Below are 25,450 nucleotides of genomic sequence, written 5' to 3'. Positions count from 1 at the left end.
GTTGTGGGCGTCAGACGGCTTGCCGGCGTGCGACGGCATTGCGGGTTGGCGAGGCCGCGACGTGTCGGGCACGCCCGGCCAGCCGGGCCATGCGGATCAGGATTTGCCCAACTTCCAGCACGTGCCCTCGATGTTGGCGTTGGCCTTGGTGATCGGGATCAGGGTGGTGTAGATCGAACCCTTCAGGCCAGTCGTCTTGCCCGGGTTCTGCAACAGCCACTTGATCTGGGCAGCCATCGTGGTGGCCTGCGTGGGTACGTCGTAGCTCAAGTTCAGGTCGAAAGCACCGCTTTTGACCTGATCACAGGCGCCCTTTTGCTCGCCTCCGCCCGACGTGGCGAGGAAGACCTTGCCGGTCAGGCCCGCTTCCTTGATGGCCGCTGCCGTGCCTGAATCCATGCCGTCCCAGAAACCGACGATGCCGCACAGGTCGGGGTGTTGCTTGAGCACGGTCTGGGTGATGCCCTTGGCCTTGGCGGCATCCCAATCGGCAGCCTGGCTGGACACGACCTTGATCTGCGGGTTTTTTGCCAGCACGTTTTCCACGCCCTTGAGCGTGTAGGCGCTGGCTGCGGCAGACAACGCGCCCTGCACAATCGCGATCTTGTTCGATTTGCCTTTGCAGGCCTCGACCACAGCCGTCGCCGCGCCTTCGCCGATTTCAACCCAATCCGCGCCGACATAGGCGACCGACGAGTAAGACGAGCGCATGTTGATCTGGATGACCTGGATGCCATCGGCCTCGGCCTTGCGCAGCAACTTGGCGTAGGTCTGCACGTCGGGGTTGTGCACCACCAGCACATCGGGCTTTTCCCCGATCAGCGCGGTCACCGCCTGCGCGCCGGCGTTGGTGCTCCAGTTCGGGTCGCGGGCGACGATCTTCACGCCCAGCGGCTCGAGTTCCCGCTTGAGGCCTTCGAGCCAGCCCTGTGCGAGGTCGAAACCCAGCGCAACCGGCACATAGGCCACGACCTTGCCCGACATGGTTTTTCTATAGCTGTCGCGAAATGGCTCTTCAAGGCCCTTTCCCTGAGCGAAAGCGCCCATGCTGGCTCCCAGCGCGGCCGCGATGGTGATGCTTTTGAGAATGCCGAGTTGTTTCGTCATGCGTGTCTCCGGATGGTTCTTGGTGGGTGTCCGCAAGGGACGGAAGGAACGGGGTGCCGCTTCATATATCACCCTGTTGGGCGGTTTCTTCGTTGCGCGGATTGACGAACGAATCGATCAGGATGGCCGCCAGCAGCACCACCCCCTTGACCAGGTTCTGGGCTGAATAGGACACGTCCATGATCGTCATGCCGTTGAGCAAGGTTCCGATCAGCAAGGTTCCGATGATCACGTTGATCACGCCGCCACGCCCGCCTGCCAGGCCGATGCCGCCGAGCACCACGACCAGGATGACGTCGTAGATCAGCGTGGAGTTGTAAATGCGCGTGGGCATGCTGTTCACCGAGGCCGCCATCACCATGCCGGCAAAGGCCCCGATCAACGCCGCCAGCACGTACTGCAACACGATCACCGGCCGTGTCGGGATGCCGGTGGTGCGCGCACCGAAGGGGTTGTCGCCGATGGCGTAGACATAACTGCCCAGCCGGGTGCGGCGCAGGAAGAAGGCCACTGCCACAGCAACCAGACCAAACATCACCACAGGCATCGGGATACCGGCCAGCGTGCCGCGGCCGACCCAGGCAAGGCCGTCGAGCTTCGGGCTCCACTGCACCACGTCGAGGCGAAAGAACGCCACCTGTCCGAGCCCGGCCAGGAACAGACCCGAAGCCAGCGTCGTGAACAGCGATGGCACCTCGGCATAGGCCGTGAGCCAGCCGTTGATCAGACCGAAGACCAGTGCCAGCGCCAGCGCTGCGGCGAAGGCCACGGGCACCGAATGACCGTCCTGCACCATCTGCAGGATCAATCCGGCTGGCACGGCCAGCACAGCCACCATGGAAATGTCGATTCCCCGGCCGATGACGATGATCGCCATGCCCAAACCCAGGATGCCGAGGATGGCAACGTTTTGCAGCAGTCCCAGCATGTTGCCGGTGTTGAGGAATCCGGGCAGCAAAACCGAGAAGCCGGCGAACATCAGGGTGAAGATCGCAAAGACAATTGTTTGCTGGGACAGGCGGGGCAGCCTCATGTTGCGTCTCCATCTTTTTTTGAACCAGCGTCGATCGTCGGTGCAGCTCGGCAATGTGGCAATGTGTGAGATGCACAGCCTTCGATCGGTTTCCTGTGTGTTAATCACAGGATTCGGTTGAAAACTCCTTGGAGAACCCCCCCCATGCACCGACCCTCCTACGACCCCGACGATCTGGACGATCCCGATCCGGCGGTCGTCGGTGCAGCACTGACGCGCAGTGCCGACCCCGTCGAACTGGCGTCGCTGCGGTTGCAGGTGGCGCAGTCGCGCGACCGCGAGCGGGCCTGGCGGGCCGTGGCCGATACAGCCCGCGACCTGACCGTGCTGCGAGAGCCAGCGGGTGTGCTGCAGGCCATCGTCGAGCGCAGCCGCGCATTGCTTGGCAGTCACATCGGCTGGATTGCGGGGCCCGACGTCGCAAGCGAGGACGACCTTGTGGTGTTGGCAATCGACGGTGTCACCGCTGAATGGGCGCAGTTGATGCGCGTCGCGCACGGCCGCGGCGCCGCCGGTTATGTCAGGCGCACCCGCTCACCTTTCGCAACGGCCGACTATTTCGCCGATGAGCGGGTCATTCACGACGCGCAGATCGACGCGACCTTGCGCGGCGAAGGCTTGCTGTCCATGGTGGCGGTGCCGATGTTGTCAGGAACCGACTTCATCGGCGTGCTGGTGCTCGCCGACCGGGTGGTGCGCGAGTACACGCATCCCGACATCGCCACCCTCGGGATGCTTGCCGCGCAAGCCGTGGTGGCGGTGCGCAATGCGCAAGCCCATGCGCAGACGCGCAGGGCGCTGGCGCAGGCCGAATTCAGCAACCAGCGGTTGCAACAGCAGACCGAAGCTTTGGAAATGGCGGCCGACGCTCATGAACGGCTGACGCGACTGGTGGCCCGGGGGGGCACGCAACTCGATGTGTGCCGCACCGTTGCCAGCCTTCTTGGCGCCGAGGTGGTGGTGGTCGATGACGCCGACACGGTCCTGTGCATGGCCGGATCCGACGGCGTGGGTGTCAGCGGGGCCGGCGGCAGTCTGGCCCGGTGGTTGCAGGGGTTGCAACTGCACGCCGCACTCGACGACAGCCGCCTCAGTGGTCGCTCCGTGGCCATGGCTGCGCCGCCGGGACGCATGGGCCGTCTGGCGGCGATCGTGGGCGGCAGCCGCCTGCTCGGTGGCCTGCTGGTCTTGAGCGCGGAACCGCTTTCTGACGTCGCAGTGCGCACCCTGGAACGCAGCGCACTTGTTGTGGCGCTGATGTTGCTGGCGCCGCGACTGACGGTCGACTCCCAGGCCGCCGACTCGGAGCACTTGCTGGCGGACCTGCTGAACCCGATGCGCCTCGGCAGTGCGGCGCTTGCCGGCCGGGCCGCGGCGCGAGGGCTGACGTCCGGCACCGCGACGGTGCTGGCGCTGCTCGAGGTCACCGCGATGGGAAGCGCCGCCGGCGCCACCACGACGGCTGTGCAACGGCGGCTGCAGGCCCGGCTCGACGACCCTCGCGCTCGCGTCTGCGAAATGGACGGCCGGGTTGTCGTGTTGTGTGCCGATCGCGATCCCGCGGCGCTGCGCCAGACGATGCTGAAGGCGTTGGACGAGAAGCCCAGGCTGACCGCCGTGGGACTGGTTTCGGCGCGTTGCGACACGCTGGCGGTGCTGCCGGACAGCTTCGCGGGGCTGCACAAAGGCCTGGTGCTGTTGCGCATGCTGGCGTCGGAGGACCTCACCGCCAAAGCCTGCATTCGTCTGGTCGACGAACTCGCGCCATTTGTCGCAGCTTTTGGCAACAATGCGGCCGTCGGCGGACCAGCTCCTCAGACCTTCATCGACGCAACCGTCGGCGCATTGTTGGCGCATGACCGGACACGCGGCACGAAGCTGGCAACGAGCCTTTTGACCTATCTCGACCTGGGCTGCAGCGCCAAGGCGGCAGCCAGCCGCCTTGGGCTGCACATCAACACGCTGCGCAACCGCCTGGCCGCAGCTGACGCCTTGCTCGGTCCATGGGATCTGCCGGGGCGCCGCCTGGCGCTGCACCTGGCACTGCAGCTGCACGCGCTGCGCTCACCGTCGTCGAACCTGGGCTGAAGCTGCGCGCTTGCGCGGGTGGCGCTTCTCCTGCTCAGCGGCTTGGGCACATGCCGGGGGACGACAGTCTGGTTCCGCTTCTCCCCGGTTGTTCACCTTGAAGGCGGGCTGAGCAGCCCGCGATGTCATCGGAGCCAGGCCGCTTGCGGCACTGCGCCGGCGCTCCCCGCCTCAGGCGGCCCGCTCCAGCCAGCGCAGGCGCACCAGCCCGGTGGACAAGGCCGTGCCGCAGACGATCACCAGACCGCAACCCACCATCCACGGCGTGATCGTCTCGCCCAGGAACAGCGCGCCGTAGCCCAGCGCAAACACCGGCACCAGAAAGGTGACGGTCAGTGCCTTGCTCGGGCCTGCCTGTTCGATGATGTGGAAAAACAGGATGTAGGCGATGGACGTGCACAGCAGCGCGACCGCTGCGACGGCGGCCCAGGCGGTGATGCTCACCGGCTGGCTGGGCCAGAACCACAACATGGGCACCGCCAGGCCAAGCGCGGCGCCGATCTGGCTGCCGGTGGCGGTGGCCAGGGGGTGGGCGCCGGTGAGGTGGCGTTTGGTGAAGCTGGCCGCCAGGCCATAACACAGCGTGGCCAGCAGACAGGCGCCCATGGCCAGCAGGGTGATGCCGGCGGAGCCGGCGCCGGCCACACCGGTGGCGCTGAAGCCCGATTTGCCGATGACCAGCAGCGTGACCCCGGCAAAGCCGATGGCCAGCCCCAGCAGTCGCGAGCCACCCGGACGGTCCTTGAGCCACAGCCAGGCCACCACGGCGCCGGTGAGCGGCACGGTGGCGTTCAGGATGGAGGTCAGCCCGGTGGTGATGTGCATCACGGCAAACGCGAACAACATGAACGGAATGCCCGAATTGAGCAGGCCGACGAACAGGATGGCCCGGGCGCGCCGGCGGAAATCGGCCCAGACCCCCTTGACCAGAAACACCGGCAGCAGGAAGAGCGCGGCCAGCAACACCCTCAGCCCCGCGGTAGGCACGATGCCGAATTCGGCCGCTCCCAGTCGCATGAAGAGGAAAGACGAGCCCCACAGGGCAGCCAGAAGGAAGAATTCGGCAATCAACGTGACAGGCATGGGAGCAGGTGTTCAGGGCAGCGACCGGCCGCTGGCCTCGAGTTCGAGCAGGGCGCTCTTGCGGGGGAGGCCGCCAGCATAGCCGGTGAGTGCGCCACCGGCGCCCACCACCCGGTGGCAAGGCACGATCACGCTCACCGGGTTGCGCCCCACCGCCGCGCCCACCGCGCGCACCGCCCGGGGTTTGCCGATGCGTTGTGCCAGCTCGCTGTAGCTGGCCGTGTCTCCACACCGGATCTCGAGCAAGGCTTGCCACACGCTTTGCTGAAACGCCGTGCCGCGGCCCAGGTCGAGCGGCAGGTCGAACGTGCTTCGCCGGCCAGCGAAGTAGCCCGCGAGCTGGTTGGCGGCCGCCTGCAGCACGGCGTGCCCGGGCTGCTGCGGCCAGCGGGCCCGTTCCTCGGCCAGGGGCAGGTGTTTCTGGTCGTGAAACCACACGCCCACCAGCCCTTGTGCGCTGGCGGCGATGAGGATGTCGCCCAGAGGTGACGCAATGGTGGCTTGAACGGCCTGGGCTTCGTGTTTCATGCTGGGGTTTCGGCGTGTCGGGCGCGGTACAGGCCGGCCCAGGTTCGGATGACCGCGTAGCTGCGCCAGGGCTGCCACGCGAGAGCGAGGTGGTCGGCTTCGGCGCTCGCGGCCCGGCCCTTGCCGGTGATGCCCAGCGACTGGATCAGTGCCACGTCGCCCTGCGGCCAGGCGTCGGGCCAGCGCAGCGCGCGCATGGCAATGTATTGGGCGGTCCAGGCACCGATGCCGGGCAGGGCCACCAGCGCCTGCGTGGTGCTGGCCGGGTCGGCATGCGGGCTCAGGTCGAGTGCACCACTGGCCACCGCCCGGGCCAGCGCCTGGATGGCGGCCTGGCGCTGGCGCACGATGCCGAGTTCACCCAGTGTGTCGGGCGCGGCCGCTGCCAGCACGCCGGCGCCGGGAAACAGGCGGTGCAGGTCGGGGTGGTCCGTGCGCAGCGGCTCACCGAAGCGCGCCAGCAGCCGGGTGGCCAGTGTGCGTGCGGCGGCCACCGTGATCTGCTGGCCCAGCACCGCCCGCACGGCCAGTTCGAAGCCATCGAAGCACCCCGGCACCCGCAGGCCGTCGGCGCCAGGAAAGTCGGCCTGCAACGCGGCGTTGATCGCCTGGGGGTCGGCGTCGAGATCGAACAGCGCGCGCACGCGCCAGATGACCGCCGGCAGCACCGCATGCAGGCTGTCGCTGGTGCGCAGCAACAGCCGGTGCGCCTCGGGCTCCAGCGTGGCGGACAACCAGCCGGTGTGGATGCGACCCGCCGATTCCAGCCGCACCGTGCGTGCCAGCGTCAAACGGTCGAGATCGACATGTTCGGCGCCCGGCATCTGCCGCGTGGCCATGAAGCCCAGCAGGGCCCGTGCATCGAACGGCGGACGCCAGCCCAGGCGCACCGCACTGCCCAGGCCCGGTGATGGCGCGCTGCGGCGCAACTCGGTGGGCTTGAGCCCATAGTGGGCGCGAAACGCCGCGTTGAAACGGCGCACGCTGGCAAAGCCGCTGGCCTGTGCCACCCCGGAGACCGGCAAGGCCGTGTCGGCCAGCAGCTGTTTGGCGCTCAGCAGCTTGCGGGTCAGCAGGTACTGCAACGGCGAGACGCCCAGGCGCGTTTCAAACAGCCGGCGCAGGTGGCGGTCGCTCACGCCCAGGCGCGCGGCCAGTTCGGCCACCGACGGGCCGGTGTCCGTGGACAGGTGCCAGCGCTGCGGGTCGTCCAGCAGCCGGGTGGCCTGGCCCATGAGGATGTCGCCGGCGTCCTGCGCCGACCAGGCCCGGTCCAGCGGGGCGAGTTCCGGTCGGCAGCGCAGACAGGGGCGAAAGCCGGCGCGTTCGGCCTGTGCAGCGTGGTCAAAAAAACGGCAGTTCTCGCGTTTGGGCGTGCGCACCGAGCACACTGGCCGGCAGTAAATGCCGGTGGAGGTCACGCCGGTGAAGAAGCGGCCGTCAAAGCGGGCGTCGCGTGAGCACATCGCGAGATAGCGGGCGTCGGCGTGGTGAGTCCGGGTGGCGTCCATGGGTGAATGGTAGGCGCACCGGGGCTTCGTGACTGGTCGTTTCCGGACCTGTGACTCCATTCGCCGCAAAGCTCACTCCTACAATGGGCAACCCCCCGAACCCAGGACACCCTCATGCAAGTCACCCCCTCGATCTTCAAGGCCTACGACATCCGCGGCGTGACCCCGACCGCGCTCAACGAAGACGTGGCCGAGGCGCTGGGGCTGGCTTTCGGCACCCAGGCCATGAGCCTGGGCGAAACGTCCGTGGCGGTGGGGCGCGACGGGCGCCTGAGTGGGCCGGCCCTGTCGGCAGCGCTGATCCGTGGACTGGTCGCCGCCGGGGTGGACGTGATCGACATCGGTCTGGCGACCACGCCCATGCTGTATTTCGCTGCCGCCACGCTGTGCAACAGCGGCATCCAGGTCACGGGCAGCCACAACCCCAGGGACTACAACGGTTTCAAGATGGTGCTGGCCGGGCGCGCCATCTACGGTGACGACATCCAGGCCTTGCGCAAGACCATGGAAGCCGAGACACACCGGCGTGCCGATGGCGGGCGGGTGCGCCTGATCAATGTGCAGGCGGCCTACCAGGCGCGCATCGTCGGTGACATCAAACTCTCGCGCCCGATGAAGATCGTGGTGGACTGTGGCAACGGTGTGGCCGGCGCCTCGGCGCCCGCGATCTTTCGCGCGCTCGGCTGCGAGGTGGTCGAGCTGTTCAGCGAGGTGGACGGCAACTTCCCCAACCACCACCCGGATCCGAGCAAGCCGGAAAACCTGCAGGACGTGATGCGCGCGCTGCGCGAAACCGATGCCGAACTCGGCCTGGCCTTCGATGGCGACGGTGACCGCCTGGGCATCGTCACCAAGGACGGCTCCAACATCTACCCCGACCGCCAGATGATCCTGTTCTCCCAGGACGTGCTCTCGCGCGTGCCCGGTGGCGACATCGTGTTCGACGTCAAGTGCTCGCAGCGGCTGGCCCCGGCCATTGAAGCGGCCGGCGGCGTGGCCCACATCTACAAGACCGGTCATTCGCTGATCAAGGCCCGCATGAAGGAACTCGACAGCCCGCTGGGCGGCGAGATGAGCGGCCACATCTTTTTCAAGGAGCGCTGGTATGGCTTCGACGACGGCACCTACGCCGGCGCGCGCCTGCTCGAGATCGTGAGCCGCAGCCCGGACGCCAGCGACGTGCTCAATGCCTTGCCCACCAGCTTCAGCACGCCCGAACTCAACGTGGCCTGCGCCGAAGGCGAGCCGCACGCGGTGGTGGAGAAGCTGGTGGCCCTGGCGAAGTTCGACGCGCCGGCGAAGCTGTCCACCATCGACGGTGTGCGGGTGGACTGGCCCGATGGTTTCGGCCTGATCCGCGCCTCCAACACCACGCCGGTGCTGGTGTTGCGCTTCGAGGGGCAGACCACCGAAGCGCTGCACCGCATCGAAGCGGTGATGCTGGCCTTGCTCAAGCAGGCCAAGCCCGACGCTGTGGTGGGCGCCAGCGCGCACTGAGCGGGTTCACCCCCGCCGCTGGCGGGTTCCCTCAAACCGCCGGATCGGGCAGGTGGCCCAGAACGCGCTCGATCACCGCTTCGGCCTGTGCGTCCACCAGGGCCGCGGTGTTCACCGGCCGGTTGCTTCCCCACACCGCAGCCACTTCCTGCGCCACCTCGGCCTCGCTGCCCACCCGCCGGGCCTGGCGCAGGCTGTCCAGGCGCTCATAGCTTTCGGCAAAGTTCCACACGTTGGGCCCATGCAGCACGGCGCAGCCCAGCGCCAGAGGTTCGTGCGGGTTGTGGCCGCCCACGCTGGCGAACGAGCCGCCCACCAGGGCCACCGGCGCGAGCCGGTACCACAACCCCATCTCGCCGATGGTGTCGGCGATGTAGACCGGGCAGCGGGTGGCGACGTGGGCACCGGTGCTGCGCAACGGGACGTCCTGCAGACCCGCTGTGGCGGCGAGCGTGGCCACTTCCAGCCCGCGCGCGGGAGCGCGCGGTGCGATCACCAGCAGCGCATCGGGCCGCTGTTCGCGCAGCCGCGCATGCGCCGCGAGGGCCAAGGCTTCCTCGCCCGGGTGGCTGGACGCGAGCAACCACACAGGACGGCCCGTCAGGGCTTGCTGCCAGGTCTGCAGGTCCTCCGCATCGCAGCCCAGCGGGGGCACCAGCGCCTTGATCGTGCCGCTCACCGTGATCCGTTCGCGCGGTGCGCCCAGCGCCAGCAGCGCGTCGGCGGTGGCCTCGTTCTGTGCAAACAGGTCGCGAAAACCGGGCAACAGGGCCTGGTACAACCAGCGGCCCCAGCGGCGCCTGGCCAGCGATTCGGGCGACAGGCGCGCGTTGACCAGCACGCGCGGGATCGCACGCGCGTCGGTTTCGGCGATCAGCGCGGGCCACAGGTCCATCTCGCACCACAAGGCCAGCGACGGCCGCCAGTGATCGAGGAAACGCGCGACGGCCTCGGGCGTGTCGACCGGGGCGAACTGGTGCTGGCAACGCGCCGGCAGGCCGGTGGTGCGCAGCGCATCACCCGAGGTGCGCGCGGTGGTGGTGATGAGGAAGCTGCAGTCAGGGCGCTGCTCGCCGAGCCGGGCGAACAGGCCGGCCAGCGCCATCGATTCGCCCACCCCCACCGCGTGGCCCCAGACCAGGGTGCCGCCGGGACGGTCGGCGTATTCGCTGCCCAGTTTCTGTCGCACGCTGCGTGGCGTTTCCTTGCCGCGCAGCAAACGCCGCTGCAAGCCCTTGTGCCAGACCGGCGCGAGCAGCCGGGCCACCACCAGGTAGGCCTGCAGGGCCCGGGGCTGGCGCACCGGTGTCATCGGGTTTCCAGCCAGGGCACGAGGGTGGCCATGTGCCTGGCGGTGGCGCCGCCGTGTTCGGCGTAAAACGCATCGGCGCCCGCCATGGCGCGTGCGTAGTCAGCGGGTGAGGTGAGCAGTTGCACCAGCGCGGCCGCGAGGCTGGCGATCGTCAGGTGCTGTTGCAGCACCCCCGCGGCCAGCGCTTCGACGCCCGGGTATTCGATGCCCCAGATGCTGGGTCCGACCATCACCGGCTTCTTCAGCGCCAGCGGTTCGATCACGTTGTGCGCGCCCATCGGCACGAAAGACGCGCCCACCACCACCACCTGCGCGAGCGCGAGGTAGAAATACATCTCGCCCAGCGAGTCGCCCATGAGCACGTCCACGGCGGCCATGTCGGGCGCATCGGGTGTGGGCTGCAGCGCGGCGTCGAGCATGCGGCTGCGGCGCGCCACGCGCAGGCCCGCCGCCTCAAACAGCTGCACCACCGCATCAAAACGCTGCGGGCTGCGCGGCACGTAGACCACCAGCGGTGGCGGCAGGCCCGCGGCCTGCAGACCCGCCTGCACCTGCCGGATCGCGTCGATGAACGGCTCGTCTTCGCCCACGATGGCGCTGGCGAAACACAGCACCGGCCGCTGCCCGCAGGAGGCCGTGGCGAGCTGCCAGGGTTCGAGCAGGGCCCGCGCGGCAGCGATCTGCTGCGGCGACACCGGGAGGTCGAAGCGGGTCTCGCCCGCGATCACCACCTGCGCGCAACCCACGTCGCGAAAGCGCCGGGCGTGGGTTTCGGACTTGCACAGCACCAGCTCGTAGGCCTGGAAGATGCCGGCGCGAAAGCCGCCCCATTTCCGGTCGCGCACGATGCTCTTCTTCGGGTACTGGGCGTTCGCCATGGCCAGCGGCACGCCCTGGCGGCGGATGGTGGCGAGCAACACCGGCCAGGTGTCGATCTCGGTCATGAGTGCCGCGCGCGGGTGCACCCGCCGGATCAGCCGGCGCACCGCCCAGCCGAGCTCGAACGGCACGTAGCTCACCCGCAGGCGCTGCTGCGCCATCGCTTCGGCAAACAATGTGTGGGCCGCCGTGCGGCCCGCCGGCGTGAGCGTGGTGATGAAGACCGGATACCCCGCCGCCAGCAGGGCATGCACCAGCGGTGCGGCGCCGCGCAGCTCGCCCATGGAGGCCGAGTGGACCCAGACCGGGCGGTCCGGCCCGGTGGGCGCCGCACCGAAACGCTCGCTCCAGTGCGCCCTGTACAGCGGCTCGCGCCGGCCGCGTTGCCACAAGAACAGCAGGAACACCGGCAGCAGCAGGTGCCACAGCGCCTCGTACACGCCGATCAGCAACGACAGCCGCCAGCTGGGCGGAAACGGGCGGGCGGCGGTGGACGTGGAGGAGGGGGATGCCATCAGTGGGGACGATACGGTACGGGCGGGGGTGCCTGCGCGTCGCGCCAGGGGCTCCGGACGAAGGCCATTCAGTATAGTTACGCCCTCAGGCAGGCCCTCCCAGCGGGCCGCCTTCCACACAGGAACCCCACCGATGCCCCTTCCCACGCCGGCCTGGACCGCAGTCATTCCACTGCGCGCCGGATCCAAGGGCCTGCCCTCCAAAAACATCCGCCCGCTGGCCGGCAAGCCCCTGTACCGCCATGCGGTGGACCAGGCGCTGCAGGCCGGCGCTTCGCGCGTGGTGATCACGACCGACATCCCCGAGGTGCTGTGGGCCGAACTGCCTGCCGAGGTGACGCTGGTGGAGCGCCCGTCCGAACTCTCGGGCGACAGCGTGCCCATGGCCCCGGTGCTGCAACACGCGCTGCACGCCGCCGACTGCCACGGCACGGTGGTGTTGCTGCAGGCCACTTCGCCACTGCGCCGGTGCAGCGACATCGACGCCGCGCTGGCGGTGTTTGCCGGTGGCTATTTCGAACTGGTGATGTCGGTCACGAGCGCCGATCGGGGTGTGCTCAAGTGGGGCACGCTGCGCGGCAACCGATTCCAGCCGCTGTCGGATCCGGCCTATTGCTTCGCCAATCGTCAGAGCCTGCCGCCGGTGGTGCGTCCCAACGGTGCGCTCTATGTGTTGAACGCCGAACGTTTCGTGGCCAGCGGCAGCTTCGTCTCCGAGCGCATCGGGGTGGTGGAGATGCCGGTGGAACGCAGCCAGGACATCGACTCGCTGGAGGACTTCGAACGCTGCGAAGCCGCGCTGGGGGCCGCGCATGGCGAGTGAGCCGAACACCGATCACCTGGACCTGTACGCCGCGCCCACCTGGCAGTGCGTGATGATCTGCTGGGGCACGAAGTACCCCACCTCGCTCATCAACAACCTCGCGCGCAGCATCGCCGACAAGGCCTCGTCGCCACCGCGCTTCATCCTGATCTCGGACCGCGAACACGCCGGCCTGGCCGATGCCATCGGGCTGGTCCGGTTTCCCGACTACTGGCTGCAGGACAGGCTCAAGACCTCGGGCTGCCAGGCCAAGCTGGTGATGTTCGAGCACGGCATCGTGCCCACCGACCTGCCCGCGATCTATGTCGATCTGGACACCATCGTGCTGGGGGACCTGGGCACCGGCCTGGCCTTGATGGAGAACCGGCAGACCGTGGCGATCCTGCACAGCGCCATCATCCCGTTCGGCTGGATCGGACGCACCCTCTACCGCTGGACCAATCGCCGCCGATACGCGCGCGGCAACTCGTCTTTCGTGATCTATCACCCGGCCGAATGCCATTTCATTGCCGAGCGGTTCAAGGCGCTGCTGGAGCAGTACCCGCGCCTGGAGTTTCGCCCCATGGCGGCCGACGAACGTTTCATCAGTTGGGTGGCGCAGGAGCACATGGTGCGCATTCCCGGCACCTTCGCGGTCAAGTTTCCCGGCGAGTACATGTTCCATTGGGGCTTCTGGCTCTACATCAAGGCGCGCCTGCCCTGGGTGCAGCGCCGGCGCAGCGCACTGGTGGCCGTCACGCTCAACGGGCTGATGATCAAGCCCGAGAAACTGCTCTCGCTGAAAGAGGGCGATGTGATCGTTGACGAAAAATCGCGCAAGCTGATCTGGAGTGAAAAGACGCTGGGTTTCATGCGCTCCAGAATCCAGGCGTTCTACGCCGGTTCCCTGCAATCCCCCGACGCCATTGGCAAGAGGCCTTCATGAAAATCGCCCACCGCGACATCTCTCCCGCACACCCCCCGCTGGTCGTGGCCGAAATCGGCATCAACCATGGCGGCAGCCTGGAGGTGGCCAAAGGCATGGTGCTTGCAGCCCACCGCGCCGGCTGCGAAATGGTCAAGCACCAGACGCACTTCGTCGACGACGAGATGACCGACGAGGCGAAACAGATCTTTCCGCCCAATGCCGACAAATCGATCTGGGACGTGATGGAAGAATGCGCGCTCTCGAAAGACGACGAAATCGCGCTCAAGAAACATGCCGAGTCGCTCGGCATGATCTACATCTCCACCCCGTTCTCGCGCGCCGCGGCCGACTTCCTCAACGACATCGGTGTGTCCGCGTTCAAGATCGGCTCGGGCGAATGCAACCACGTGCCGCTGATCCGCCACATCGCCAGCTTCGGGCGGCCCATCATCATGAGCACCGGCATGCAGACCATCGACGGCATGCGGCCCTCGGTGCAGGCGCTGGACGATGCCGGGGTGGACTATGCGCTGCTGGAGTGCACCAACCTCTATCCCTCGCCACCCGAGATCGTGAGCCTGCAGGGCATCACCGAACTGAAGAACGCCTTCCCGCGGGCGGTGATCGGCTTCTCCGACCACAGCATCGGCCCCGAGATGGCGCTCTCGGCGGTGGCCCTGGGCGCCTGCATCCTGGAGCGTCACTTCACCGACACCCGCTACCGCAAGGGCCCGGACATCTCCTGCTCGATGGACCCGGCCGAGCTCAAGTTCCTGATCGACCGATCGCGCGAGATCCACACCGCGCTGCACAACCCCAAGGTGCGCACGGCACCCGAAGAAGATGTGTACCGTTTCGCACGCGGCTCCATGGTGGCCGACCGCGACCTGCCCGCCGGGCATGTGGTCACGCCTGCCGACATCTGGGCGCGGCGACCGGGCTCGGGGGAGATTTCGGTGCAGCATTTCGACCGTCTCGTGGGCGCCCGGCTCACGCGCGCCGTCAAGCGCAACCAGCAATTGCTGTGGAGCGATCTCGACGGCGTGAAACCGCAAGTGAATTCGTGATGAGCCGCCAGCGCCTGCTCTTCGTCACCGGAACGCGGGCCGATTTCGGCAAGCTCGAACCGCTCGCGCTGGCCGCCCAGCACGCCGGCTTCGCGGTGGGCTTCTTCATCACCGGCATGCACATGATGCGGCGCTATGGCGAGACCCGGCTGGAGGTCAAGCGTTTCCCCGGCGCCGATTTTTTCGAGTTTGTGAACCAGCGCGAAGGCGACGCGCAGGATTTCATCCTCTCCAAGACCATCCTGGGTTTTTCCGACTTCGTGCACGAGCACCGGCCCGACCTTGTGGTGATCCATGGCGACCGTGTCGAGGCACTTGCTGCGTCCATCGTCTGCGCCATGAAGTACATCCCCTCGGCCCACATTGAAGGGGGCGAGGTCTCGGGCACCATCGACGAGAGCATCCGCCACTGCAACACCAAACTCTGCGCCGCGCACTTCGTGAGCTCCGAGGGGGCGAAACAGCGTGTGCTGGCGCTCGGTGAATCGCCCGAGAGCGTCTACAACATCGGCTCACCCGAACTCGACACCCACGCCAGGCCGTCGGGTGTGACGCTGGCGCAGGTGAAGGAGCGCTACGCCATCCCGTTCGACGACTACGGCATCGCGATCTTCCATCCGGTCACCTCGGAGGCCGGGACCATCGGCGCGCAGGCGCAAGCCCTGTTCGACCGGCTACAAGCCAGCGGCCGCCATTTTGTGGTCATCGCCCCCAACAACGACCCCGGTACCGAAGACATCTTCGCGGTGCTGGAGCGTCTGCCGGCGGATCGTTTTCGGCAGATTCCGTCGATGCGCTTCAACTATTTTTCCGAGCTCATGAAGAACGCCTCGGCGATGGTGGGCAACAGCAGCGCAGGCGTGCGCGAAGCGCCGTTTCTCGGCGTGCCGAGCCTGGACGTGGGCACGCGCCAGCACCGGCGGGCCAGCGGGGCATCCATCACCTCCTGCTCGGCGATGGACCGCGAGCTGATCGATGCTTTCCTCGGCGAGCGCTGGGGCCAGCGCTTCCAGGCGGACACCCTGTTCGGGGCGGGGCATGCCGCCGCCGGCTTCGTGGAGGTGCTCAACCGGCCCGACTTCTGGCTCAAGCCGCTGCAGAAGGCCTTTGCCGGTGATTGACCTGCAGGTCGCGCGCGCGCGTTTCGAGTCCGCCATGGACAACACCGCCAAGGGCGGTGCCGTGGCCCTGCTGCTCGGCGTTCCCACCTCGATTGCGCTGGTCAACATCGGCATCCTGCTGGTCCTGATCGGCTGGTTCCTGTCCGGACGCTGGCGCTGGAAGTTCGACGTGATCCGTCGCAATCCGATCACGCTGCCGGCGGTGCTGCTGTCGGCCCTGGTGCTGATCGGCATCACCTACACCGATGCCCCCCGGGCCTACCTGGGGCACCACCTGTACGTCTACAGCAAGCTGCCGCTGATGCTCATGCTGCTGACCCTGTTCCATGATCCACGCTGGCAACGTCGCGGCTTGCTGGCGTTTGTGGCGGGGTCGGTGATCACGGTCGCCAGCACCTACGCCAACATCTGGTTCACCGTTCCCTGGTCCGACAGCAACAACCAGGGCTTCGGGGTCAGCCACCACGTGTTCAACGACTACATCGCGCAGGGCCTGGCGATGTCGTTCTTCACCGCGCTGGCGGTGGTGATCGCTCTGGATGCCCGCAGGCCTTCGCTGCGTTGGGCATGGGCACTGGTGGCGGCCCTCACCGTCTTCAGCATCACGCACCTGCTGCAGGGTCGCACGGGGCAGGTGGTGTTGCTGGCGATGTTCTGTGCCCTGGCGTGGGTGGCGCCACCGGCGCGATGGCGCGTGCGCGTGCTGGCGCTGGTCGTGCTCGCGATGGGGGTTCTGTTCCTGTCGTCGCCCCTGCTGCGTGAGCGGGTCGCCGAGGTACTGACCGACCTTGCGCAATACACCGAGGCCGGCGTGCTCACCACCTCCACCGGCTTTCGTCTGGAGATGTGGAAAAACGCGATGGAGATGTTTCTGCTCAGCCCTCTGTGGGGCCATGGCACCGCGAGCTACCGGGTGCTGAGCGAACTCATCTACACCGATCCGGGTGTGTGTTCGGTCTCGTGTTTCCATCCGCACAACCAGTTTCTTTTTCTGGCGGTCGAATTCGGCGTGTTCGGACTCGTGTTCTACGTGATGCTCATGCAGCGGGCGCTGGCGGCCGCCTTCAAGCTGGGTCCACGCTACCGCAACCTGCTGGTGGCGTTTCTGGCCATCCTGTTCGTGGACAGCTTCATCAACGGGCCCTTCTGGGTGACGACCGAGCGCCACCTGTTCGCCTCGGTGCTGCCCTTGCTCATGGCCGGATGGCGCCCACCCGGTCTGCCCGGCCATCAACCCTTGGTGCCGGAGCCCGCCGCATGATCCCGGGCTGGAAGATCCGGCGCGAGCTCGAGACCGCGCGACAGCAGCTGCAGGCGATTCCCGAGCGACTGATCGGCCCCGCCCGGCAGCGGCGACTCGACAGCCGGTTTCCCGGCGACTTTCGTGTCGTCAACGGCGTGGCGCCGCTGCGCAGCAAGGTCGCCATCTTCCTCGTGTACCAGCCGCGTGGCCTGTCGGCTTCGGCGGTGGCCACCTGCCGCCATCTCAGCGAACGTGGCTATTCGGTGGTGCTGGTGGCCAACTCGCCCCTTTCCGCCGTCGATGAACAGACCGTGGGCCGCTGGGTCTGGCGTTTCGTCGAACGCCCGAATTTCGGTTACGACTTCGGGGGATACCGCGACGGCATCCGTTTGCTCTGGCACTGGTCGGTGTCGCCCGAGTGCCTCATCGTGTTGAACGACAGCGTGTGGTTTCCGCTCGACCACAACGAGACGATGCTGGGCACGATGGAGTCGTCACGGGCTGACTTTCTCGGTGCGCTCAGGCATGTCGATCTGCCCGGGTCGGACACCGAGCACGCCGGCATCTTTCTGTCGTATTTTTTCCTGATCAAGCGGCCGGTGCTGACCTCGGAGGTGTTCATCAATTACTGGAACAACTACGTCTCCACCAGCAACAAATACCTCACGGTGCGACGTGGCGAACGCGGTTTTTCCCGCGCGCTGTTTGCCGCCGGTGTGTCCAGCGAGGGCTTGTACTCCCGGGACCGCTTCATGGCGGCGGTCGAGCAGCAGCCTGCAGACTTCCTGCGCCAGACGCTGACCTACGGCGCCTACACCGACCCCGACCTGGCGTCGCAGGGCGAGGCCCTGCTGCAGGCCGAGGGCGGGTCGCAGGCGTGGCGTGCCCAGGCCATCGCCCACATTCGAGCGGTGGTGAACAAGCGCAACTTCCATTCGTCGTTCTGCTTTGCCAGCATCCGTTTGCTGGGCATTCCCCTGCTGAAAAAGAACCGGGGAGAGCTGCAGGTGCGGATGCGCCGCCAGTACCTGCGAGCCGTGCAGGCCGGCGACCTGCCCGCGCCCGAACCAGCGGTGCTGGCCGAGATCGCGGCCAGCGTGCGCTGACGCCTTATTTCGCCAGCAGCGAATTGATCGGCAGCAGGTCTTCCGGCACGAGTTTGCCGCTGGCCTGCTTCAGGCGCAGGCCGCCGAGCAACACGTTGTAGCGTGCCTGGGCCAGGTCGCGTTTGGTCTGGAACAGCTGGCTTTGTGCGTTGAGCACGTCGATGTTGATGCGCACGCCCACCTGGTAGCCCAGGCGGTTGGCGTCCAGCGCGCTCTGGCTGGAGGCTTCTGCGGCTTCCAGTGCCTTCACCTGGCCCTGGCCCGACAGCACGCCGAGGAACGCGCTGCGCGTGGCCAGGTCGACACCGCGCCGGGCCGCTTCGAGGTCGGTGCGGGCCTTGTCCTGCAGCGACAGGGTTTCCATCACCCGGTTCTGGATGGCGTAACCGGCGAACAGCGGCATGTTGAACTGCACGCCGACACTGGCGTTGTTGCTGCGCACAGTGTTCTGCGTCAGGGTGGTGGTGGAGGGCGCGCGGGCCACCTGGTACTGCGCCACCAGATCCAGCGTGGGCTTGTGGCCCGCTTCGGCCTTGCGGGTCTCGAACTCGGCGATTTCCAGCCCGCGCGTGGCCTGCAGGATGGTCGGGTGCGTCTCGTCGTTGAGTGCCACCCACGCCTGTGGGTCGGCCGGCAGCAGCGGCGGCAGCACGACCGGTGCGGCCAGGGGCTTGGGAACCACCGAGGCCATGCCCACCAGCTGGTTCAGCGCGAGCTGCTTCACCCGCAGGTCGTTTTCGGCGGCGATTTCCTGTGCCACGACGAGGTCGAAACCGGCCTGTGCTTCGCGCGAGTCGGTCACGGTGGTCGTGCCGACCTCGAAGTTGCGTTTGGCAGCAGCCAGCTGTTCACCCACGGCGGTTTTCTGGGCCCGCACAAAAGCGAGCGTGTCGGTGGCGGCCAGCACGTCGAAATAGGCCTGCGTGGTGCGCACGATCAGGTCTTGTTCGGCCAGCGTGAGCGCAGCCTTGGCGACGTCCACCGACAGCAGGGCCTGGTCGTTGGCGATCCTGTTGGCCGGGCGGTACAGCGGCTGGCTGGCCGCGAGCGTGGCGCTCTGGCTGTTGCTGGTGCTGCCCGGCCCGTTGTTGATGTCGCGGCGCGCCCAGCTGGCAGCGGCCCCCAGGCCGACCTCGGGCAGCAGGCCGGCCCTGGCCTGGTCGGCGCGAAAGAGATTGGCCTCGTATTGGGAACGCGCCGACAGGAAGGTCGCGTCGTAGAGGCGCGCCGCTTCGTAGAGCTCGACCAGGTTCTGGGCGTTGGCGCCCGAGGTCACGCCCAGGGCCAGCCAGGCGGCCACGGCCAGTCGGCCCAGCGCATGGGATCGGGCCGGCGAGAGGTGGGTTGCTTGCGGGGCGTTCATGAAATTCCTTTGGGCGTCTGGGCCAATGGGATGCAGGGAGTGTGGTGTGGCGTCAGTAGACCGGGACACCCGGGTCGCGTTCCTGCGACCAGGCGTGGATGCCACCGTGGATGTTCACGACCTGTGTGAACCCCTGCTGGATCAGGAAGTTCGCCACCTGGGCACTGCGCACGCCGTGGTGGCACAGGCAGGCGATGGGCAGATCGCGGTCGAGCTCGGCGAGTCGCTGCGGCACGCCGCGCATGGGGATGTGTCGCAACTCGAAGTTGTCACCCTTGACGCTGGCGGTCTGCAGCTCCCAGGGCTCGCGCACGTCGAGCACAACCGGCAAGCCGCCGGCCGGTGCCCCGGCGGCCACCTGGGCCAGCCACTCGTCGAGTTGTGCGGGTGCAATCGCTTTCATGGGGGTCCTTGGCGGGTGCCTGCAGCGGGTGTCAAAAGCGGAACCGGGACGGCTCCGGAAAATTCAGCAGGCGCGGCGCCACCGTGTCCCAGGGCTGCGCGGTCTGGAACGAGGCGTCGCCCGTGCGGGTGACGATGGTGGCACGCATCATGGGTTCAAAGCCGACGATGGCGGCCAGCCGGCCACCGGGGGCCAGCAGGGCAAGCAAGGCTGGCGGCAGCTCGGCCACCGAGCCGCTGAGCAGGATGGCGTCGAACGGGCCGTTCACGCTGCAGGCGGCAAAGTCCTGCGCAGCAGCGTCGGCATGCCTGACCTCGGCGTTGCCGATGCCGGCGTTGCGCAGGTTGTCACGGGCGGTGGCGGCCAGCACCGGGTCGATCTCGACGGACACCACGCTGCGCGAGAGGCTGGCCAGCAAGGCGGCCATGTAGCCACTGCCGCTGCCGATTTCCAGCACCTTGTCGGAGGGCCTGAGGTCCAGGTCCTGCAGCAGGCGGGCCTCCACCTTGGGCGCGAGCATGCACTGGCCCTCGACCGCGGGATGGGTCAGCGGCAGTTCCATGTCGGCGAAGGCGAGCGAGCGGTGCGCGGCCGGGACGAAGTCCTCGCGGCGGATGCGCGAGAGCAGGTCCAGCACCTGCGGGGACAGCACTTCCCAGGGGCGGATCTGCTGCTCGATCATGTTGAAGCGGGCGTGGTCAAAGCCGTTCTGGATGGCGGTATCGGTTGTGGTCGTCATGGAAGGTGCTCCTGGGAGGGACGTCTGGGAGATGAAGCAGATGGCTGGATTTTACGGAGCGGACACCGCGGGCTCTGCCGCTGCCGTGCCCATGCCGAGCTTGCGCCGGAACCACTGCGCCAGATCGTCCATGTAGCAGTACATCACCGGCACCACCACCAGGGTCAGCAGCGAGGAGGTGATGACCCCGCCGATCACGGCCTGGCCCATGGGCGCACGCTGCTCGGAGCCTTCGGTGAGCGCGAACGCCAGCGGCACCATGCCGAAGACCATGGCCAGCGTGGTCATGAGGATGGGGCGCAGCCGCACACGGGCCGCCATCAGCAGGGCCGACTCGCGGTCCATCGGTGCCTCGCCGGCCAGACCGTTGCGGGCCCGGATCGCGAAGTCGACCAGCAGGATGGCGTTCTTGGTCACCAGGCCCATGAGCAGCACGATGCCGATGACCGAGAACATGCTCATGGTGGAGCCGAACATGAGCAGCGCCAGCGCCACCCCGATCAGCGTGAGTGGCAGTGCCGTCATGAGCGCCAGCGGCTGCAGGAAACTCTGGAACTGGCTGGCCAGGATCATGTAGATGAAGATGATGGCCAGGGCCAGCGCCGAGAGGGCGTAGCCGAAGGACTCCTGCATGTTTTTGGTGGAGCCGCCGAACTCGTAGCGGTAGCCGGGCGGGAACGGGGTGCTGTCGAGCACCTGCCGGATCTCGGCCGACACCTCGCCGGCCGAGCGGCCGAACACGTTGGCGTTGATCGAGACCTCCCGGTTGAGGTTGCGTCGGTTGATCTGGTTCGGGCCGGTGCTCGCCACCACCTCGGCCACCTGGCCCAGGCGCACCACGCGCGCGGTGCCGTCTGCGGCGGTGCCCACCATGAACGGCAACTGCTCCAGGTCGCTGGCGCGCTCGCGACCGCTGGCGGCCAGTTGCACGTTCACGTCGTAGCTCTCGCCGTTCTGCGCGCGCCAGTTCCCGACCGTGGTGCCGGCCACCAGCGTGCGCAGCGCGGCGCCGACCGCAGCCACGTTCATGCCGGCGTCCGACGCCAGCTCGCGGCGCATCTTCACGTCCACCGTGGGCTTGTTGGGCTTCACGCTGGCGTCCAGATCCACCAGGCCGACGATGGGCCGGATGCGTTCCATCACCGCAGCGCTCAGGCGCTCCAGCTCGGCCAGGTCGTCGCCTTGCAGGGAAAACTCCACCTGCTTGTTGCCGCCCACCGCGTCGAGCAGGCCCACGTGGGTGACGGTGATGCCGGGCACGCTGCGCAGGCGCTCGCGCAGCTGGGCCGACATCGCGTCGGCGCTCAGCGTGCGGTCCTTTCGGTCGACCAGGCGCACATAGACGCTGGCGTACATGGTGCCCTGGGCGTTGCCGGTGTTGAGGGTGGACAGGGTGTACTGCACTTGCGGGAACTGGCGCAGGATGCCTTCGACCTCGCGCGTCTTGGCTTCGGTGGCCTGCAGCGAGGAGCCCACCGGTGTGTGAAAGCTCAGCGAGGTTTCCGAGAAGTCGGCCTTGGGCACGAACTCGGTGCCCAGCAGCGGCAGCACGAACAGGCTGCCCACAAAGGTGGCCAGCGCCACACCGAGCGTGGCCAGCTTGTGTTTGAGCGACCAGCGCAGCGTGGTCTGGTAGGTGTCGGCCAGGTCGTCCTGGAAACGGTCGAACCAGCCGGTGACGCGACCGATGGTCTTGTCATACAGGGTGCGCGGGGCACCGCCCTTGCCGTGTTTTTCAATCTCGGGGTCGTGCCACACCGACGACAGCATCGGGTCGAGCGTGAAGCTCACGAACATCGAGATGAGCACCGCGGCCACCATGGTGATGCCGAACTCGTGGAAGAACTTGCCGATGATGCCGCCCATGAAGCCGATGGGCAGGAACACCGCGACGATGGACAGCGTGGTGGCCAGCACGGCCAGGCCGATCTCCTGCGTGCCCTCCATGGCTGCGTTGTACGGCGTCTTGCCCATCTGCACGTGGCGCACGATGTTCTCGCGCACCACGATGGCGTCGTCGATCAGCAGACCCACCGAGAGCGTGAGCGCCATCAGCGTGATCATGTTGATGGTGAAGCCGAACAGGTTCATGAAGAAGAAGGTGCCGATCAGCGCGATCGGCAGCGTGAGGCCGGTGATGACGGTGGAGCGCCAGGAGTTCAGGAACAGGAACACGATCAGCACGGTGAGCAGTGCGCCTTCGATCAGCGTGCGGCGCACGTTGTCCACCGACACCCGGATCGGCCGCGATCCGTCGGCGATCTGCTCGAGCCGTACGCCGGGCGGGAGCTCGGCGCGCAGCGTCTCCACGGCCGCCTTCAGGCCATCGGTCACGGCGATGGTGTTTTCGTCCTGCGCCTTCTGCACCTGCAGCAGCAGCGTGCGCTGGCCGTTGTAGAGCGCCAGGCTCTGCACTTCTTCGGTGCCGTCGTTCACCGTGGCCACCTGCGACAGGCGCACCGCCTGGCCGGCGCGGCGCGCGACGATGATGTCGCCGAAGTCCTGCGGGTTCTGCAGGCGCGAGAGCACCTGCACCACACGTTCGCTCTCGCCGGTCTTGAGCGTGCCCACCGGCAGGTCCTGGTTTTCGTTGCGCACGGCGCTGGTGACCTGCTCGGTGGTCACACCGAGTGCTTCCATCGCCGAGGGGTCGAGCTCGATGTTGATGGCGCGCTTGGTGCCGCCCACCAGCGTGACCGAGCCCACGCCGCGCACGTTCTCCAGCCGCTTCTTGAACGTTTGTTCGGCCCAGGTGGTGAGCTCCACCGCGCTGGGGGCCTGGCCGTTCACGGCCACCGGAATGACGGCGACCGACCAGATCGAGCGCGCCGCCGGGTCGAAGCGCAGCACGCGCGGCTCCTCCACCTCGTCGCGCAGCACCGGTCGCAGGATGCCCATCTTCTCGCGCACGTCTTCAGCCGCCTTGCGCCCGTCCACTGTGAGCTGGAATTCGATGATGACGATCGAGGAGCCTTCGTAGCTGCGCGAGGTCAGGGTGTTGACGCCGGCCACGGCGTTGACCGCTTCTTCCACCTTGCGGGTGACCTCGGATTCAACGATCTCGGGCGAAGCACCCGGGTAGGCGGTGGTGACGACCACCACCGGAAAGTCGATGTTGGGAAACTGGTCGACCTGCAGGCGCTGGAACGAGAAGATGCCGAGCACCACGAAGGCCACCATCACCATGGTGGCGAAGACCGGATTGCGCAGCGAGACCTGGGTGAACCACATGCCGTGCTGCTCAGTTGCCGCTGGCGGCAGAGGCCAGGCGAACCGCCGTGCCTTCGCGGATCAGGCCGGCCTGGGCGCGCAGCAGCTGGGTGCCCGCCGGCAGGCCCTGAACCGCCCGCATGGGCTCGGTGCCCGCCAGACCGGTGGCACCGGCCTGCACCGGCACATGCACCACCGTGCCTTCGCGCACCACCTGCACGTAGGGCTGCGGCTTGTCGTTGCGCACGGTGGACGCCGGCACGGCCAGCGTCGACACCGAGCCGGTCACGATGTGGCCCTGCGCAAACAGGCCCTGGCGCATGCCGGGCAGTGCCGGCACGCGCAGGTACACCAGCACGCTGCGGCTGGCTGCCTGCACGCTGGGATTGATGCGCGCCACGGTGGCCTTCACGGGCTCGCTCTGGCCTTCCACCGTGAGCAGCGCCGTTTGGCCGACCACCACCGCCGCCGCGTCGGCCGGTGCGATGGCCGCTTCCATCTCGAAGCTTGAGAGGTCCACCACGTCGAGCACCCGGGCGTCGATGCCCACCCGTTCGCCGTTCTGCACCATCCGGGCCGACACCTGGCCGGTCAGCGGTGAGCGCAGCGTCGTGTCGGCCAGCGCCTTGCGGGCGATGTCGAGTGCGGCCAGCGCCGCCTGGTGCGTGGCTTCGGCGCTGGCGAGGTTGGCGTTGGCGGTGTCGAGCGCGGTGTTCGAGATGAAGCCCTGGCGCACCAGGGCCTGGTTGTTGTCGAAGGTGCGTCGCGCAATGGCGACCTGCGCCTGGGCCGATTCGGCCTGGCGCGCCGCCTGGCGCACGCGCGCCTGCGCTTCGGTGCTGTCGATGCGTGCCACCACTTCGCCGGCTTTCACCGGGTCACCCTCGCGTTTGGTCAGGCCCTGGATCTCTCCCGCTGTCCTGGCCTTGATGGCGGCGGTCTGCAGCGCGTCCACGGAGCCCGAGAGGGCCACGGTCTGAGTGAGCTCCAGGCTTTGCACCGCGACCACATCGCTGGGTGAGAGCGTGTAGGTGGGCGTTTTCTGCAGCGACTCGGCCGCGGCCCGGGCCGCTTCGCTGGTCGCCTTGCGTTTGCCCAGTGCGCGGGTGACGCCCAGGGCGATGCCGAGCACCAGCGCCGCGAGCAACAGCCACTTGACCCAGTAGGAGAACGAACGGCGTGTGGTCATGGTGGTGGCGGTCGGGTCAGGCGTTCTGGCGCGGGGGCTTGGGAAGCTGCATGCCGGCCAGCAGCAGGTCGACCTGGGCATCGATGAAGCCGATGGGATCGATCTGCGCGGAGGTCGGGCAGCACGGCGCCATGGCGTGCTTCCACATCAGCAGGAAGATCATCGGTGCGATCAGGCTGTAGACCGCGTATTCCATGGGCAGGGGTCGGAAATCACCGCGGTCGACGCCGCGCTGAAGGATGCGGCGGATCAGGTCGTGCCCGGGCTCGATCACTTCCTGCTGGTAGAAGGTGGCGATCTCGGGAAACATGCCGGCTTCGCTCATCACCAGCTTGGTGATGCCCGAGGCGGGCGTCATGCCGATGCGTTCCCACCAGGAGTGCATGCAGTAGCGGACCAGCTCGGCGCTGTCGCCGCTGAAGCGCTCGAACTCTTCGTTCCACTCGGTGAAGCGCCCGGCGATGGTTTCGCGCACGACCGCCTTGAACAGCTCTTCCTTGCTGGGAAAGTACAAAAAGAGGGTGCCTTTGGAGACGCCGGCCAGGGCGGCGACTTCTTCCACCCGGGTGGCGGCAAAGCCCTTTTCGACAAACAGCGTGAGCGCGGCGTCCAGCAACTCGCCGGGGCGCGCCTGCTTGCGCCGTGAGCGGCGCTGCGGCGCGGCTTCGTCATGGGACGTGCTGGCGTCTGACAGGTCGGTGGCGGGGGACACAGGCATGCGATGGA

21 protein-coding genes are annotated in these 25,450 nt (G+C 67.5%); 8 read left to right on the top strand and 13 right to left on the bottom strand.

The annotated features are described in order from the left end of the window. Positions 1–96: 96 nt before the first annotated feature. Positions 97–1,107 (bottom strand): sugar ABC transporter substrate-binding protein, encoded by a 1,011-nt coding sequence (locus QUV35_RS03040; RefSeq protein WP_300870746.1) that lies wholly within the window; start codon positions 1,105–1,107, stop codon positions 97–99. 61 nt (positions 1,108–1,168) lie between these two features. Further along, complete coding sequence (locus tag QUV35_RS03035) at positions 1,169–2,140, bottom strand: ABC transporter permease (RefSeq protein ID WP_300870744.1); 972 nt, start codon at positions 2,138–2,140, stop codon at positions 1,169–1,171. 144 nt (positions 2,141–2,284) lie between these two features. Between QUV35_RS03035 and QUV35_RS03030 the strand changes: the two genes are divergently transcribed. Beyond that, positions 2,285–4,228, top strand: a complete 1,944-nt coding sequence (locus QUV35_RS03030; RefSeq protein ID WP_300870743.1) for a helix-turn-helix domain-containing protein — start codon at positions 2,285–2,287, stop codon at positions 4,226–4,228. 171 nt (positions 4,229–4,399) lie between these two features. Here the strand turns inward: QUV35_RS03030 and QUV35_RS03025 are convergent, their stop codons facing one another. The 3 genes from QUV35_RS03025 to QUV35_RS03015 are packed head-to-tail and all read right to left on the bottom strand — an operon-like array spanning position 4,400 to position 7,350. Continuing rightward, positions 4,400–5,311, bottom strand: a complete 912-nt coding sequence (locus QUV35_RS03025) for a DMT family transporter (RefSeq protein ID WP_300870741.1) — start codon at positions 5,309–5,311, stop codon at positions 4,400–4,402. A gap of 12 nt (positions 5,312–5,323) precedes the next feature. Continuing rightward, positions 5,324–5,839: a methylated-DNA--[protein]-cysteine S-methyltransferase gene (locus tag QUV35_RS03020; RefSeq protein ID WP_300870739.1), complete on the bottom strand. Its 516-nt coding sequence runs from the start codon at positions 5,837–5,839 to the stop codon at positions 5,324–5,326. Then, positions 5,836–7,350 carry an Ada metal-binding domain-containing protein gene (locus QUV35_RS03015; protein WP_300870738.1) on the bottom strand — a complete coding sequence of 505 codons (1,515 nt, stop codon included), beginning with the start codon at positions 7,348–7,350 and terminating at the stop codon, positions 5,836–5,838. Before QUV35_RS03015 ends, QUV35_RS03020 begins: the two co-directional genes overlap by 4 nt. A gap of 114 nt (positions 7,351–7,464) precedes the next feature. Between QUV35_RS03015 and QUV35_RS03010 the strand changes: the two genes are divergently transcribed. Further along, complete coding sequence (locus tag QUV35_RS03010) at positions 7,465–8,847, top strand: phosphomannomutase/phosphoglucomutase (protein ID WP_300870737.1); 1,383 nt, start codon at positions 7,465–7,467, stop codon at positions 8,845–8,847. Between the two features lie 31 nt (positions 8,848–8,878). Here QUV35_RS03010 and QUV35_RS03005 read toward each other — a convergent pair whose 3' ends face one another. Further along, complete coding sequence (locus QUV35_RS03005) at positions 8,879–10,159, bottom strand: glycosyltransferase N-terminal domain-containing protein (RefSeq protein ID WP_300870736.1); 1,281 nt, start codon at positions 10,157–10,159, stop codon at positions 8,879–8,881. After that, complete coding sequence (locus QUV35_RS03000; protein WP_300870735.1) at positions 10,156–11,553, bottom strand: glycosyltransferase N-terminal domain-containing protein; 1,398 nt, start codon at positions 11,551–11,553, stop codon at positions 10,156–10,158. Before QUV35_RS03000 ends, QUV35_RS03005 begins: the two co-directional genes overlap by 4 nt. Before the next feature lie 133 nt (positions 11,554–11,686). Here QUV35_RS03000 and QUV35_RS02995 point away from each other — a divergent pair, with 133 nt between their 5' ends. Genes QUV35_RS02995 through QUV35_RS02970 form a run of 6 tightly spaced genes read left to right on the top strand, consistent with a single transcriptional unit; the run spans position 11,687 to position 17,820 of the window. After that, on the top strand, positions 11,687–12,376 hold the full coding sequence (locus QUV35_RS02995) for an acylneuraminate cytidylyltransferase family protein (RefSeq protein WP_300870734.1): 690 nt from the start codon (positions 11,687–11,689) through the stop codon (positions 12,374–12,376). Further along, positions 12,366–13,301 carry a hypothetical protein gene (locus QUV35_RS02990; protein WP_300870733.1) on the top strand — a complete coding sequence of 312 codons (936 nt, stop codon included), beginning with the start codon at positions 12,366–12,368 and terminating at the stop codon, positions 13,299–13,301. Before QUV35_RS02995 ends, QUV35_RS02990 begins: the two co-directional genes overlap by 11 nt. Further along, entirely contained in the window at positions 13,298–14,350 is a 1,053-nt protein-coding gene (locus QUV35_RS02985) for an N-acetylneuraminate synthase family protein (protein ID WP_300870732.1), read from the top strand. Before QUV35_RS02990 ends, QUV35_RS02985 begins: the two co-directional genes overlap by 4 nt. Further along, positions 14,350–15,471, top strand: a complete 1,122-nt coding sequence (gene neuC / locus QUV35_RS02980; protein WP_300870731.1) for a UDP-N-acetylglucosamine 2-epimerase — start codon at positions 14,350–14,352, stop codon at positions 15,469–15,471. The genes QUV35_RS02985 and neuC overlap by 1 nt, the downstream gene beginning before the upstream one ends. A gap of 34 nt (positions 15,472–15,505) precedes the next feature. Beyond that, positions 15,506–16,732, top strand: a complete 1,227-nt coding sequence (locus QUV35_RS02975; RefSeq protein WP_300870730.1) for an O-antigen ligase — start codon at positions 15,506–15,508, stop codon at positions 16,730–16,732. Then, complete coding sequence (locus QUV35_RS02970) at positions 16,729–17,820, top strand: rhamnan synthesis F family protein (RefSeq protein WP_300870729.1); 1,092 nt, start codon at positions 16,729–16,731, stop codon at positions 17,818–17,820. Before QUV35_RS02975 ends, QUV35_RS02970 begins: the two co-directional genes overlap by 4 nt. A gap of 4 nt (positions 17,821–17,824) precedes the next feature. Here the strand turns inward: QUV35_RS02970 and QUV35_RS02965 are convergent, their stop codons facing one another. From QUV35_RS02965 to QUV35_RS02940, 6 genes are read right to left on the bottom strand one after another with little or no spacing between them, the layout of a single operon-like run. Next, entirely contained in the window at positions 17,825–19,183 is a 1,359-nt protein-coding gene (locus QUV35_RS02965) for a TolC family outer membrane protein (RefSeq protein WP_300870728.1), read from the bottom strand. Positions 19,184–19,235: 52 nt separating this feature from the next. Next, positions 19,236–19,586 carry a rhodanese-like domain-containing protein gene (locus tag QUV35_RS02960; RefSeq protein WP_300870727.1) on the bottom strand — a complete coding sequence of 117 codons (351 nt, stop codon included), beginning with the start codon at positions 19,584–19,586 and terminating at the stop codon, positions 19,236–19,238. A gap of 31 nt (positions 19,587–19,617) precedes the next feature. Next, positions 19,618–20,325, bottom strand: a complete 708-nt coding sequence (locus QUV35_RS02955; protein ID WP_300870726.1) for a protein-L-isoaspartate O-methyltransferase — start codon at positions 20,323–20,325, stop codon at positions 19,618–19,620. Between the two features lie 51 nt (positions 20,326–20,376). Then, positions 20,377–23,556, bottom strand: a complete 3,180-nt coding sequence (locus tag QUV35_RS02950; RefSeq protein WP_300870725.1) for an efflux RND transporter permease subunit — start codon at positions 23,554–23,556, stop codon at positions 20,377–20,379. A 10-nt stretch (positions 23,557–23,566) separates the two neighbouring features. Next, a complete protein-coding gene (locus QUV35_RS02945; protein WP_300870724.1) occupies positions 23,567–24,724 on the bottom strand; it encodes an efflux RND transporter periplasmic adaptor subunit in 1,158 nt (385 codons plus the stop codon). Positions 24,725–24,740: 16 nt separating this feature from the next. Beyond that, positions 24,741–25,442: a TetR/AcrR family transcriptional regulator gene (locus QUV35_RS02940; protein ID WP_300870723.1), complete on the bottom strand. Its 702-nt coding sequence runs from the start codon at positions 25,440–25,442 to the stop codon at positions 24,741–24,743. Between the last annotated feature and the right edge of the window lie 8 nt (positions 25,443–25,450).

The sequence above is a fragment of the Hydrogenophaga sp. genome, assembly GCF_030373225.1.
Classification (GTDB): domain Bacteria; phylum Pseudomonadota; class Gammaproteobacteria; order Burkholderiales; family Burkholderiaceae_C; genus Hydrogenophaga.
This window is presented reverse-complemented; position numbering and strand designations above follow the sequence as displayed.

Coding starts and splice junctions, on each gene's coding strand:
- QUV35_RS03010 (WP_300870737.1), top strand. CDS start 7,465: ATGCAAGTCACCCCCTCGATCTTCAAGGCCTACGACATCCGCGGCGTG.
- QUV35_RS03035 (WP_300870744.1), bottom strand. CDS start 2,140: ATGAGGCTGCCCCGCCTGTCCCAGCAAACAATTGTCTTTGCGATCTTC.
- QUV35_RS03040 (WP_300870746.1), bottom strand. CDS start 1,107: ATGACGAAACAACTCGGCATTCTCAAAAGCATCACCATCGCGGCCGCG.
- QUV35_RS02985 (WP_300870732.1), top strand. CDS start 13,298: ATGAAAATCGCCCACCGCGACATCTCTCCCGCACACCCCCCGCTGGTC.
- QUV35_RS02960 (WP_300870727.1), bottom strand. CDS start 19,586: ATGAAAGCGATTGCACCCGCACAACTCGACGAGTGGCTGGCCCAGGTG.
- QUV35_RS03015 (WP_300870738.1), bottom strand. CDS start 7,350: ATGGACGCCACCCGGACTCACCACGCCGACGCCCGCTATCTCGCGATG.
- QUV35_RS02955 (WP_300870726.1), bottom strand. CDS start 20,325: ATGACGACCACAACCGATACCGCCATCCAGAACGGCTTTGACCACGCC.
- QUV35_RS02940 (WP_300870723.1), bottom strand. CDS start 25,442: ATGCCTGTGTCCCCCGCCACCGACCTGTCAGACGCCAGCACGTCCCAT.
- QUV35_RS02950 (WP_300870725.1), bottom strand. CDS start 23,556: ATGTGGTTCACCCAGGTCTCGCTGCGCAATCCGGTCTTCGCCACCATG.
- QUV35_RS03025 (WP_300870741.1), bottom strand. CDS start 5,311: ATGCCTGTCACGTTGATTGCCGAATTCTTCCTTCTGGCTGCCCTGTGG.
- neuC (WP_300870731.1), top strand. CDS start 14,350: ATGAGCCGCCAGCGCCTGCTCTTCGTCACCGGAACGCGGGCCGATTTC.
- QUV35_RS02990 (WP_300870733.1), top strand. CDS start 12,366: ATGGCGAGTGAGCCGAACACCGATCACCTGGACCTGTACGCCGCGCCC.
- QUV35_RS02975 (WP_300870730.1), top strand. CDS start 15,506: ATGGACAACACCGCCAAGGGCGGTGCCGTGGCCCTGCTGCTCGGCGTT.
- QUV35_RS02970 (WP_300870729.1), top strand. CDS start 16,729: ATGATCCCGGGCTGGAAGATCCGGCGCGAGCTCGAGACCGCGCGACAG.
- QUV35_RS03020 (WP_300870739.1), bottom strand. CDS start 5,839: ATGAAACACGAAGCCCAGGCCGTTCAAGCCACCATTGCGTCACCTCTG.
- QUV35_RS02945 (WP_300870724.1), bottom strand. CDS start 24,724: ATGACCACACGCCGTTCGTTCTCCTACTGGGTCAAGTGGCTGTTGCTC.
- QUV35_RS03030 (WP_300870743.1), top strand. CDS start 2,285: ATGCACCGACCCTCCTACGACCCCGACGATCTGGACGATCCCGATCCG.
- QUV35_RS02965 (WP_300870728.1), bottom strand. CDS start 19,183: ATGAACGCCCCGCAAGCAACCCACCTCTCGCCGGCCCGATCCCATGCG.
- QUV35_RS03005 (WP_300870736.1), bottom strand. CDS start 10,159: ATGACACCGGTGCGCCAGCCCCGGGCCCTGCAGGCCTACCTGGTGGTG.
- QUV35_RS02995 (WP_300870734.1), top strand. CDS start 11,687: ATGCCCCTTCCCACGCCGGCCTGGACCGCAGTCATTCCACTGCGCGCC.
- QUV35_RS03000 (WP_300870735.1), bottom strand. CDS start 11,553: ATGGCATCCCCCTCCTCCACGTCCACCGCCGCCCGCCCGTTTCCGCCC.